Consider the following 12016-nt stretch of genomic DNA (forward strand, 5'->3'; position numbering starts at 1 on the left):
CTTTCGGCTCGGCCGGGAGGCTCTTCGCACCAAGTCGGCGCCTGCTGCGGCGAGGTCTACATGCTCGACGGTCTGAGGCGGAGCCTCGCTAATGCCGCACACCCTAAGTTCGATCCGGGTTATGCACGGCACTGAGGCCCAATGGCAGTGTCGCAGCTCCTAGCAGCCCTTGTGCTTAGTTCAGGATCCGCCTCCCACAGGGGTGTGGGGCGGCGATTTTGAAGCCGGCTGATTTCGTGGGTCGCCCTTGTGCGGCAGCCGTGCAGCTTCGTGCGGCGTGTCGCGCTCGTCTTGTGGAGCCGGAGCGAGACGGCGAATGAGATCGTCACCGATCCCGTGGGCGAGGTGGGCGTAGCGCATGGTCACGACGATGCTGCCGTGGCCGAGCCACTCTTGGATCTGACGCATGGGGATCCCACGCATGACCGCGTGCGACGCAAAAGTGTGACGCAGCAGATGGTTGTGGACGTGGCGCATCTCGATCGCGTCAGCGATCTTCTGTAGCGCCCGGTTGGCGATGTAGGCCGCGAGCACCTCGCCGTCATCGCCCGGGAACACCAGCTCGCAGTCGGGCTGGATCCGCTCGCGTTGCGATCGCAGCGCTGCGATCGCGTCCCAGGTGAGCGGAAGTTCGCGGATCTTGTCGTTCTTCGTCGACATAAACCCGTTCTTCTTGTTGTGGGACCGCTGCACTCGCAGCCGCCCGCGCTCGAGGTCGAGATCCTCGCGCCAGCGCAGCGCCGCCAGCTCGCCGATCCGCAGGCCGGTCCGCATGGCCACGACCACGAAAGGATGCCACTCGGGCGAGTGCTTCGCCGCTGCGGCGACGAACGCCTCGGCTTCCTCGAACTCGAAGAAGTCGAACTCGCTCTTGCGGATCTTGAGCAGGCCGACGTCCGGCACTTCCTTGATCAGCTTCCACTTGCGGGCGATCCGGAGCATGCGCCCGAGCACCTTCAAGTGGTTGTTGATCGTCTTAGGGTCGAGCGGCTTGCCGCGGCGCGACACTTGCTCGAGCATCTCGACCTTGTAGGCGTCGATCAGCCGCTCGTCGATCTGGTCGAGCCGACGCTTGCCCAGCGCTGGGATCAAGTGGACGCGCAAGCTGGTTTTCTTGCTCGCCAACTCGGTCGGCTTGTTCACGGTGGCTTGGTAGGCGAGGAACTCGGGAGCGAATTCCTCGAGGGTTGGGACATCTTGCTTGCCGTGCTCCTTCCACGACCCGGACGCGAGCTGCAGCCGGACCTCCCGCTCGTACTGCTCGGCCCCGCGCTTGGTTTGCGCGGGCGAGACCTTGCGGATCGTCTGCTTGCGGCCGTCGGGCCAGGTGGGTTCGATGTGGATCATCCAGCTGGTTTGTTGGCGCCCTTGCTTGTCGCGCCACGTTCGTTTCCTAACGCTCATCTCGTCATCGTTTCGGTTCGGAGATGACGCTGCTTTGGCGAAGCCAAGCTAGCACAGATCCCCGCTCGAAGATGAGGCGTCGGCCCAATCGGCGGTGTGGAATGTCTCCGCGCTGTGCGGCCTCATAGATCGTCTTGCGATTGACCCCCAGGAGCTCGGCGAGTTCGTCGGCGCTGTAGATCTCTATCTCACCATGATCGGCTGACATCGATGCGACTCCATGGCACCGCGCGGACAACCACGGCAATGAGCCATGGTCGATCACACGTTAGCGGTTGCCAAGCTGGCCGCGCAGTCGGCTAACCCCACGGACAGCTGCTCAACGACTACGGCTCCGCCGAACTCGAACGCGCTGTCGTCGGAGTGAACGAGCAGGGAGTCGTGCACGGGCGCGGGTCATCAAGCGATCGGGTTCGTTGGGATCGCCGAACAAGCTGGCGTCGATCGCCGTGACCGCGCCAGTGTAACGCCCCAGCGCCATCAACAGCTCCACGCGGTATCGAGTCGGACCGATCATTCATCGATCCGGCTGGCAAACCGTTGGCGCGCCGCACCGTCGAGCGACACGCACCGCCATGTCCGGCCGCGATGGTGGGGTGTGCTCGTCTCAGGCGTTGTCAGGGTGTTCGGATCGAAGTCACGCGCGAGCCCCCGTCACGCCCACGCGAGTGGTTGAGCGACGTAGCGCCGCCGCATGTCGTCGAGAATGCGTATTTGTACTCGCGACGGACACAGCATTTGCGCGGGCCCGAATGACGATTCTAAAATCCTAGCTGTGCAGAGTGAGGCTCGCGGCTTATCCGCGGGGGTGGCTGACGCTCGGAGCCAGTCGGCTGCACGTGCAGGTTCAGGCGGCAGTCTAGCGGCAAGAACGCTTTACGCTCGCGTGTGCAGCGCGTGCTAGCGTTTGCGGATGCAGCTCTCGATCATCCTCTCCACACTCCTTTCCAACTTCGCGACCGGTGCGCCCGATCTGTGTAACATTGTATATACAGACGCGGCTGGTTCGCGATATACGGACTCGGTGGGTCAGGCGCTCGCGCGCTACTGCAAGTGGTCTGGGCCCGACGCGCCGGTCTGGGACGCCAACGTCTGCTGCCAGATCGACCAGGACGGGGCCACGTGCAGCGTGCCGGATACAAATGGTCGCTGCCGGGTTGGTGACCGGTACTTCTGCGAGTACGGGGCCCGGGTCGCTGGCGGGGTGGTCTGCTACCAGCCGTTCCCCAGTATGTGTGACGCGGGCTTGTGCGTCGAGCTGCCGGTTGGGGCCCCGCTCACGCAGGCGTCCTTCGTCGCATGCTGCAGCCCCGGCGGGGTGTGCCAGCCTGTCAACGGCGAGACGGCGCTTGACTGCCAGGGTGACTATGTCCAGTGCAGCTACGGCATTCAGAACGAGGACGGAACCGTGGAGTGTTACCAGTAAGGCGCTAGTTGCTGATTTGCTGGGTGATTCGTATCGCACGGTCCTGCACATCGGCGATTTCCAGCGTCAGTTCATACAACGCTTGCGAGTTGGCTTCGGAACCCGGCTCGCTAGCGTCATTCATCATCCGCGCTTGGTCGAGGTCGTCCTTTGCCGTAGTTATCCATAAAAGCGCCGCACGGGCCGCGTCGTAGGCCGCGTTTCGATCACTGAATTGTGTTGCTTCAGCCTGATCAACCAATGTTTGGGCTACAACCAGTGTCTGCGCGGCCAAGTCGCTCCACATCCGACTGACCGTTTTGAATGATCCGCGGGAGGGCGCACTGCCAGGAGGCGGCTCACGAGTCAAATGCTCCTTGTCCCACAGAGCGCCGGCTTCCCTTACTGCACCTTGACGAATCAAGATACAGATCCCGCGAACGCTGTCGTCGATCTCTAGGTTCAACCCAGCTGCCCCCGACACCGCACACGGCGGCGCCGGCAACGGAGCCGGCGCGAGCGGACGTGGTGGTGCCTCAGGTCCGCCGCCCCGCTCCCAAACGCCGTCCCGCAGACTCAGCGCCCCGAACACCACCGCCCCGATCAGCAACATCGTGACGACGAAGAACGCCCCTCGCCATCCCTCCCCCGACGCACTGCGCCCCGACGACGGCCCCGGCTCGAGCGACGCAGGCGGCCCGTCCGATCGGCTCGTTGGCGGCGGACGGATCACCGCATCGAGCGCGCGCACGAGCGCGTGCATGTCCGGGTAGCGCTCGCTCGGCTCCACCGCGAGCCCGCGCCACAGCACCGCGCGCAGACCATCCGGGATGGTCAATCGCCGCGGCCCCGCGCCCCGCTCACCGATCGCCGTCAGCACATCCTCTGGCGTGTCACCCCCAAACGGCAGCAGCCCCTCGATCGTCAGCCACAGCGACATGCAACTCATGTGCGAGTGTCTGCCAGTCGTAGTCGTCCTGGTGCCGAGGCCCCATAGCACGACGCGAGCACCGGCTGCTCTTGCCCGAGTAGGTCGGTCGCGGGGTCATCGCCCGCGAGCTCGTCGAGCGAGCGACCGTGACGTTCGAGAACGACGCCGAGTCGCTCGTGGGTCCAGCCGCCGACTGCACGGACGCGTGCTTCGGACCTGGCTGCGGGGGCAGAGCATCTATGAAACGAGCGACGGTGGCGCTCGCTTCGCGACGCCCGGCGGTCGTACTCTGCTGCGGCCCGGATGATGTTGGTCCTGCACCAGCGGTAGCGCACACGTGGGGCTAGGCTAGGGCGGGTCAGCGATCGGCCACAACTTTGCAGAGAGCATATTTCCCGCGAAGGCATTGCGCGAGAGGATTCGCAATGGGCTAGTTGCCGCGCTGTGGCGCCTTGCTACGAACGTAGGATGATGGCCAGGTTCACCGTCTGCATCCTAATGCTGTGTTCGAATGGCTCTCCGGCGCAAGACGCAGCAGAGAAAAACGGCACCGCTGCATGGCGAAGCAGCGCGGCATTGCACAGCAGCGCCGAAACCACCCAGGCATTTGAGATATCGAAGGAACTCATGAAGAACCACGCCGCGGCCGCGCCGACCATTGCTACGACCATTGCCCCAGCCAGGGCACGTGGATTCGGATGGTTTCAAGGTGGTCCGAAAGCATCCTGTCCGGAAGTTTGTTTAAGTCACAATCGACTTGCGGTATCTTCCGGAACAGACAGTCTTGGCTTCAAGTTCTATGTTTGCGCCGGCTTTGCATTGAACGGAGATTGGCGTCCGGGGTTCAACATCAATACCTCGGAAGATTCCGCGGGCAAGTGCCTCTATGAGTACGCTGGTGGGCGGGGTGAATCCAACATTTATCGCTGTCTGTGCCAATGACTCACGCCAAGAATGCTGCCGCTGCAGGTCGCACGACGAGTGTTGCAGCTCGGGCGGATCAGCAACGCGCTCATCCAGGTATTACCAAACACGTTTAATGAGGGCGGTCCGAACAGGCCCATTGCCGGCGCTCCCGAGACCAAGCAAAGCGCCGGCGACCAGCGATCACCGGCGCACCACCATCACCGAGATGCCCACTCAGAAGGGGATCTCGTCATCCACAACGGGCTGCAGCCGTCCGCTCCAGTACTCGCCCAGCGAGTTCTGCAGATCCCGCGCCTGAGCGACGATCACCTCGATGACCTCACCCTCCGGCGACTCGCCGAGCGTGAGCAGCACGTGCTCGAGCGTGATGTACAGCAAGTCGAGGATCGCCCGCTGCGGCAGCTCAGCCCCGTTCATGACTCGCACCGCGGCTGCTGGTCGCGCTCGAGCACGCCCTCGAGCAGCTCGCGGTCGACCATCGATTGCTTGCGACGCGCGGCCGTTCGCAGGGCGTTGGTAGCGATCCGATCGATATCCCGCAGCTGCCCATGCGTCGCCTCGTGCAAGATCGTGAGCGCGTCGGAGCCGAGCAGCAGCTTGTCGGCGCCGGCTCGCCGCAGGCGATGCTCGACGTACTCGGTCGTGTCCGCGACGCTCGGCGATTCGATGCTCAGGCGGCAGTTGATCCGCGACCACAGCGACCGATTCTTGCGTAGCGACAGCTGGCCCCACAGCTCCGGCAAGCCCACGAGCACCATCGACATCAGCGGCTTTTGATCCCACTGATAGTTGGCGAGCACGTGCAAATGCTCGAGCACTTGCTGCTGCAGCAAGTGGGCCTCGTCGAGCAGGAAGACCGGGTGCACACGTTGGCGGCCGAGCTCCTCGACGTGGCTGCTGACGGAGTGAAACACCGCGGCCGCGGTCGCCCGCGGCGACAGACCCAGCGCCAGGCACAGCTGCCTATAAAAATCGCGGCGGCCGAGCGTCGCGTTGTGGCAGTACGTCAAGCGGTACTCGGTCTCGGGCAGGCGCCGACGCAGCGCCCGAAGTGTGCAGGTCTTGCCGACGCCCGGTTCGGCGGATAGGACATTCGATGGGGGGTCGGGGATTGCGTGAACGTCGCGCTCCTTATTCTCGGCAGGCGAGGTTGACTCGGGCAGGCGAGGTTGACTCGGGCCGGGTCGGGTGGCGAACAGGCCCCCAACTTCACCCCGTTCGGCGCGGTCTCGCGCCAAACCTGCCTCGAGCCGTGAGCCCGAGCCAACGGCTCGACCATCACGGCCTGGTCAGGGGTCGGGTCGTTCACGACGCGAAGTCGAGTTCGAGCTGGCCAGCTCGCGCTGGCCTCGGCCGCGGCGGCGGACGGGGACCGAGGCCCAACTCGGCGAGCACCCGCGCGATCTCGTCGGGCTTGTTGGCGAGCTTCACCAAGCGCATCGGCTTCACCAAGCGCATCGCACCGCGGCAGCGGGGGCAGGTCATGATGTCGACCGCGAACACCCTCTGGAGGAGCCACGCCCACGGGTGTCGAGTGGCTCGTTTGGCGATCGCCTCGAGCTGGGTCGGCTCGCCATCGAACAACAAGCGTGTCTGCGTCGGCTCGGTCGCCACCGCCACTGGACCCGGCACGACCTCGGCCCGCACCTTGGCGTGGCCAGCGAGCACGCCGTGATAGCGGATCATGTGAAAACGCGGTGGCGGGATCAGGGCGCACAGCCGCGCGATGAGGTCGAGCGGAGCGAGCAAGACTGCATGCACGCCATTTTTCCACGCGTGCCGAAAGTTGTAACGGCATCGGCCGTCGCCGGTGGTCTCGAGGCGATCCTGGGCGAGGGGCGGACGCGCGACGTACCGACACAAGCGCTCGAGGCGTTGGCGGTCGCGGCTGGGCACGGCCGCGCCCGCGTGCACGTTGACACCACCGACTTCGGCGAGCGCCTCGTTGGGTTTGGCGACCTCCCACACGCGATGCACGAGCTTGCGGGTCCGCTGCCCCGGTGCATCTCCCAACAGCTGCCGGTCCGCGACCGAGGCCCCGTAGCATGACGCCAGGGCCGGCTGCTCCTGCGCGAGCAGATCGGGCGCGTCATCGCAAGCGAGCTCGTCGAATGAGCGGCCGTGACGTTCGAGCACACGACCGAGTCGCTCGTGGGTCCACCTCGCAACTTCGTTGACCTCTTCGTGGCTGGGGGCGCCGAGCGAGTGGAAACGCAGCTCGCCCTCGTCGTCCCTCACGTACACGCCGTCGAGCACGAGGCAATGAAAATGCACGTTCAGCCGCAGCGAGGAGTCGCCGCGCTGGATGAAGGTGACCGCACCGAAGCGCGCGTCCTCGACCGAGCGCAGGCCAAGTTGCGCCTTCGCTCGCCGCCGAAGCGAGCGGCGCAACGACACGATAGAAGCGTCGAGCACGTCGGCGCACAGCTTCCGGTCGTAGCCCATCGCGTAGCGCAGCCGCCACGGCAATGAGCACACCCACTGCCGAACCGGGACCTCCGGGAACACCTCGTCGACGAGGTGGGCCGCGACGTCAGCCATGCGCCGACCCGTGCATGACGGGCAGAATCCGCGTTTCTTGCACGAATGCGCCACGACCGTCGACTCGCCGCAGCGGCGGCAAGCAAAGTGGGCGAGGCCATGCTCGAGGATGCCGCAGCGCAGGTATGCCTCGAACTCTTTGACGACGAAGTCAGGCAAGCCGCCGGATGGCTCGGCCCGCTCGAGGAAGGTCGGCCAGTGTTGCTCGATCAGCTGGTACAGCAGCGTCTCGTCGGGCCGGCGACGCTCGTAGCCATCTCGACGCAGCGTCGTCGAGCACGGCGAGGGAGCAGCCACGACCAGCTACTCGGCCGTCGTGGTCTCGCTTTGCAGAGCTCATGCGTGAGCCAGCGAGGTGTCCGGGATCTGGGCCACCTCGCCGAGGTGTCCGGGATCTGGGCCACCTCGCCGAGGTGTCCGGGATCTGGGCCACCTCGCCGAGGTGTCCGGGATCTGGGCCACCTCGCCGAGGTGTCCGGGATCTGGGCCACCTCGCCGAGGTGTCCGGGATCTGGGCCACCTCGCCGAGGTGTCCGGGATCTGGGCCACCTCGCCGAGGTGTCCGGGATCTGGGCCACCTCGCCGAGGTGTCCGGGATCTGGGCCACCTCGCCGAGTCACCGCGAGCACACACCGAGCGGTGCGTGACCGCGCGGTGATCCTAAGAACGACAGCGGGGAGCGCACCGAGCTGTCCGTGCCGACGCTGCAAAAAAACGATACGGGTCGCTACCATGTGCGAAGCCGCGCCTGACGGGATCGTCCGGGAGCTGGGGACGTTTCCCGCCGTGATGCTGACCGCCATCGCGTCCTTGCTGCTCGCTTGTCCACCGACCACCACCGACACCAGCAAGGATGATCACTGGCTCGCAAATCCCTACGGCTACCGCATCCACGACGAGATTGCCCAGCCACCAGCGAGCGCGCCCGAGCCCGGCGGGCTGCCGTTGTGGGATCTCGAGGCCGCGCAGCGACAGCTCGACGACGCCCACGACGACGACGCGCATTGGCTCGCGTGGGCGGTGGCCGAAGCCCGAGGCCAGCGTCAGACCGCACACGCGCGGGTGGTCGCGGCCCTGTCCGCGCCCACGCTGACGGCCGCGCGTCTGTCGTGGTGGTTGCCGCTCGCCAACGAGGCCGATGCACGCGACGCGCTGATCGACGCCCACGCCCTCGCCGAAGATCCGCACACGTCGATGTTGCTCGAGCTCTCGCTGGCGATTGCCCACGAGCGGCTGAGCTGTCCGGTTCCGCTCGCGGCCGACGGGGCGTGCAGGTTGGCCGGTACCGAGCACTTGCTGCGCCGTGACACCATCGCGCTCGAGCTCGCGCAGATGTGGAACCGCTCGGCCTTGCGTCACGCGACACACTTGCGCCTCGACGACGCCGACGACCTCGCGCTGCAAGAGCTGATGGGGCGGGCGCGCTTGACCGCGAGCGTCGACGACTGTGAGGCCGCGTTGGTTGTTCGCGCGCCCCAGGGTCGCGGTATGTGGCCGACGCCCTCGCCCGACGAAACTGCGGAGCAACGCCGCCTCGCCAGGTCCACACCTACGAACTCAACCCGCGAACGCGACGTGACGACGCGCGGAGTCTGGCCGAGACTGGCGAACGCACGTGGTATTGCGTCATCCCCGGCACCGACGACCATCTGCGTCAGCTGGCGCTCGACCTCGCTGAACAGTGCGTAGAGATCGCCACCACACTCACTGGTCCGGCGCGGATCGGTGAAGCCTGCCGCGTACTGCTCGATGCCCCCGGCTACGACCGGCACCACGACGCGCTCACCGAGCTGCTGCCCGAGCCCGCGGCGAGCACGATCGTGCATGTCTATGGGGTCGTCGGTCCTGACGTGGTGGTGGCGGCATGGCACGAGCTGTGACGGAAGCGGTCCCGAAGTCGCGGAGAGCCGAGCTGGTCGGACGTCGGTTGACTGGAAATGGTGAGAATGAACGATTCATAGGGGCTGCCGCTGCGATCTGGATCGCCGGAAGCTTCGCTCGGGTCACGCAGGTCTACGGCATGGTTCGGCATGCCCTCGTTCTCGACCGAGTCGACGTTGAACAGGCCCCGGCGGATGGATGGCCAGCAAGCGGGTCGCAGCCAGGCGAACGTCACGCGGTGCGCTCGTCGTCGTTAGCGTCGCGGGAGAGGTTGCGCGCGAGCATCCGACAGTGACGGATCACCTTGCGGCCACTCGATCAGAGCTAGACTCGAGAAGCGCACCGACGGCTGCCCGACCAACAATGCAAGGCTCGCGCCTCGGCTCCGCGACGCAACCTGACCACCGCACCGCCGATCTCGTGCTGCCCTTGTGCTGTGACTCTGCTGCAGCAGCCTCTCCACCCCGGAACCCAACGGGACCACACGGCACGAGAAACCCAAATGATTACGGCGGGATGCGGGCCAAGGCCGCGCCATCGTTGCGGAAATCCGCACCCCGCCGTAAGGGCTAGCAGTACGCCCGGTACAGCGTCGTCGCCGCTCCTCGCCCTTGGGCCTCAGCTCCGCACCTAACCCGGAACGAACTTAGGGTGTGCGGCACTAGCGTCAGTCTTTGGCTTCGCTATTCGCTTGGCCAGCGGCCAGCGCCGCGCGCTGCTTGCGTTGGAAGCGGCGCAGATCCGCGTCCAAGAACCACCGCGACAGCCCGGGAAACCGCTGGGCCAAGAACATGACCAGCTTGGTGCCAAACCCCGGCTTGACGTAGACGCTGCGGCGGCGCAGCCCGTTGAGCGTCTCGCTGGCGACAAACTCGGCGCGAAGCGGCTTGACCTTGCCCGCGAGCGCGTGGGTCTCGGCCGGCTTGATGCGGTTTTCTTGCTGCAGCTGCGGGGTGTCGGTGTCGGGCGGAAACGCGACCGTGACGTCGATCCCGTACTGCATCAGATCATGGCGCAGCGACTCGGCGAAGCCACGCAGCGCGAACTTGCTGGCGCCGTAGGCGGTGTAGCCGTAGATCCCGATCACCCCGGCGAGCGAGGACACGATCCCGATCTGGCCGCGGCTCTCGATCAGGGCCGGCAACAAGGCCCGGGTCACGTGCACGGTGCCGAAAAAATTGACCCGCATGATCGAGTCGAACACCTCGTCGGGGGTGTCCATGAACGACGCGGGGTGGGTGATGCCGGCGTTGTTGATCAGCAGGTCGAGCCCGCCGAGCCGCTCGGTCGCGGCCTTGGCCACCGCCGCGATGTCCTTGGGCACGCCAACGTCGAGGCTGAGGCCGAACAACTGTTGGGTTGGCGAGGCCGCGAGCGATTCGAGCTGCGCGACGGTCTCGTCGATCGCGGCCTGACCCCGGGCGACGACGCACACGTGGGCGCCCTCCCGGGCGAGCTGGCAGGCGATCGCGCGGCCGATTCCGCTGGAGCCGCCGGTGATGAACACGCGCTTGTTGGCGAAGGTCATGGTCGAAGCCCGGGGTGGTTGCGACCGGGCGGGCGTAGACTACACGCTTGGGCGGCAGCATCTGGGTGATCGGCGGCCACGACCCGCAGCGCAGACCGCAGGAGATGCCCTCGCCCCCATCGCCGCCCGTGTCAGCGCTTGCGAACGCCGAGGCGAGACCACCAGCTTCGGGGTTGGAGGAGCTCCCGGGCATCGGCGCGGGGAATGAACAAGGAGTGCTCGCTCGCGGCGCTCGCCAGCAAGATGCCTTGGACCGAGTCGTCGAGCTTCAGCAGCATCTGCACGGCCTCGCGGCCGGTCATCAGGGCGTTCAGCTTGGGGTCGTAGCGCCGGGCGAAGACCTTGGGATCGGCACACACACGGACGACCTCTGCACCATTGCCGGCGACGAAGCGCGGGAGCGCCATACCCTCGGCTCGCACACGAGCGCCGGGAGAGCCGCTGAGGCCGGGCACCCACAGACCGAGCTCGGCAGTCAAGAAGGCACGCGTGCACGCGAGGTAGTCCTCATGTGCCTGCGTCTGTAGGCAGCGAGTGATGCGATCGGAGAGCGGCGTGAGGCTCACCGCAGGAGTGTAGTGGAATTCGGCTCGCCGGATTCCGAGGCGCGACAGAGCAGGATACGGATCGAGGACCCCTCGGTGAGCTGCACGCCGACCGATCGTCGACACCCGGCGCCTTCTATCGTCGTGCCGTCTGCGCCCGGCCAAGGCGCCACTGACGTCATGCTTGGCGAGTCGACGGAATCCCGACAGGTCAGCTCGTAACCGCCACGCCTGCAATCGACCTGTGGCGCCGTTTGACGCACTCGGGGCGCGAAGCAAACTCGCGTGACCATGAAACCCCTACTCCTCGCAATCATGGCCGCCGGATGCGGCCACGCGATGACCACCAGCGAGCCGGTGAGCGTTGCGTCTCTTCAGGCGGCCGCCAGCAAGCCCGACGCCGCCGCGAGCTTCATTGACGCCGCGGCGCCCCCGGATAGCCCAGACGAGATCGAGGTCCCGCCGGTCACCGGCCAAGCGTTTTGTTGCGAGAGCGCGAGCGCGAACAGGACCGGAACCGGTTGCTTTGCGATCAGCTCCGAGCTGATCAACTCATGTAGCGCGGACGGCAAGAAGGTCCTGTATTGCGGTGGTTCCTACCTGCTGGACGGCAACAAGGTCACCTGTATTGACTAGGAGCCCGTGGTGGAACCCATCGTGTCGCCTCGCGCCGGAATTTTCGGCGAGGGCGAGGAGCCGAAACGCAGCTGTACCGGGCGTACTGCAAGTTTCGGCGACACTGCCCTCGGCGAAAAGGCCAAGCGAGGCGGCGCGAGGGGTTCCACCACGGGCTCCTAGACCTTGATCAAGCGCTGCGGGCCGAAGAGAAGCGAGCCGCGCTCCGCAGACACAGG

Annotated in this window: 12 protein-coding genes; 4 read left to right on the plus strand and 8 right to left on the minus strand. The window is 66.0% G+C overall.

All coding sequences use genetic code 11. From position 1 onward, the window contains the following. Positions 1 to 180 precede the first annotated feature (180 nt). Together DB30_RS38710 and DB30_RS43310 are read right to left on the minus strand one after the other, a co-directional pair. Positions 181 to 1404 (minus strand): tyrosine-type recombinase/integrase, encoded by a 1224-nt coding sequence (locus tag DB30_RS38710; protein WP_146662590.1) that lies wholly within the window; start codon positions 1402 to 1404, stop codon positions 181 to 183. Between the two features lie 4 nt (positions 1405 to 1408). Beyond that, the gene (locus DB30_RS43310; RefSeq protein ID WP_146662593.1) at positions 1409 to 1612 is read right to left on the minus strand and encodes a helix-turn-helix domain-containing protein; all 204 of its coding nucleotides are present in this window, start codon (positions 1610 to 1612) and stop codon (positions 1409 to 1411) included. Between the two features lie 705 nt (positions 1613 to 2317). Between DB30_RS43310 and DB30_RS38720 the strand changes: the two genes are divergently transcribed. Then, on the plus strand, positions 2318 to 2830 hold the full coding sequence (locus DB30_RS38720; protein ID WP_052558890.1) for a hypothetical protein: 513 nt from the start codon (positions 2318 to 2320) through the stop codon (positions 2828 to 2830). Positions 2831 to 2834: 4 nt separating this feature from the next. On the opposite strand, the gene DB30_RS38725 is transcribed toward DB30_RS38720, so the two are convergent. After that, on the minus strand, positions 2835 to 3749 hold the full coding sequence (locus tag DB30_RS38725; protein WP_052558891.1) for a serine/threonine-protein kinase: 915 nt from the start codon (positions 3747 to 3749) through the stop codon (positions 2835 to 2837). 462 nt (positions 3750 to 4211) lie between these two features. Between DB30_RS38725 and DB30_RS38730 the strand changes: the two genes are divergently transcribed. Further along, entirely contained in the window at positions 4212 to 4682 is a 471-nt protein-coding gene (locus DB30_RS38730) for a hypothetical protein (RefSeq protein WP_146662595.1), read from the plus strand. 198 nt (positions 4683 to 4880) lie between these two features. Here the strand turns inward: DB30_RS38730 and DB30_RS38735 are convergent, their stop codons facing one another. From DB30_RS38735 to DB30_RS38745, 3 genes are all read right to left on the minus strand, one after another. Further along, a complete protein-coding gene (locus DB30_RS38735; RefSeq protein WP_052558894.1) occupies positions 4881 to 5084 on the minus strand; it encodes a hypothetical protein in 204 nt (67 codons plus the stop codon). Beyond that, a complete protein-coding gene (locus tag DB30_RS38740; protein WP_240480430.1) occupies positions 5081 to 5905 on the minus strand; it encodes an ExeA family protein in 825 nt (274 codons plus the stop codon). The genes DB30_RS38735 and DB30_RS38740 overlap by 4 nt, the downstream gene beginning before the upstream one ends. A gap of 67 nt (positions 5906 to 5972) precedes the next feature. Further along, a complete protein-coding gene (locus tag DB30_RS38745) occupies positions 5973 to 7505 on the minus strand; it encodes an IS91 family transposase (protein WP_052558897.1) in 1533 nt (510 codons plus the stop codon). Between the two features lie 435 nt (positions 7506 to 7940). Here DB30_RS38745 and DB30_RS38750 point away from each other — a divergent pair, with 435 nt between their 5' ends. Beyond that, on the plus strand, positions 7941 to 8897 hold the full coding sequence (locus DB30_RS38750) for a hypothetical protein (protein ID WP_052558900.1): 957 nt from the start codon (positions 7941 to 7943) through the stop codon (positions 8895 to 8897). An 859-nt stretch (positions 8898 to 9756) separates the two neighbouring features. Here the strand turns inward: DB30_RS38750 and DB30_RS38755 are convergent. Then, the gene (locus DB30_RS38755; protein ID WP_052558901.1) at positions 9757 to 10617 is read right to left on the minus strand and encodes an SDR family oxidoreductase; all 861 of its coding nucleotides are present in this window, start codon (positions 10615 to 10617) and stop codon (positions 9757 to 9759) included. Between the two features lie 131 nt (positions 10618 to 10748). Then, positions 10749 to 11183, minus strand: coding sequence for a hypothetical protein (locus DB30_RS38760; RefSeq protein ID WP_146662597.1), 435 nt, complete (start codon positions 11181 to 11183; stop codon positions 10749 to 10751). Between the two features lie 270 nt (positions 11184 to 11453). On the opposite strand from DB30_RS38760, the gene DB30_RS38765 reads away from it, so the two are divergent. Then, positions 11454 to 11798, plus strand: a complete 345-nt coding sequence (locus DB30_RS38765) for a hypothetical protein (protein ID WP_146662599.1) — start codon at positions 11454 to 11456, stop codon at positions 11796 to 11798. Positions 11799 to 12016: the final 218 nt, after the last annotated feature.

It is taken from the genome of Enhygromyxa salina, assembly GCF_000737335.2.
Lineage (GTDB): Bacteria > Myxococcota_A > Polyangia > Nannocystales > Nannocystaceae > Plesiocystis > Plesiocystis salina_C.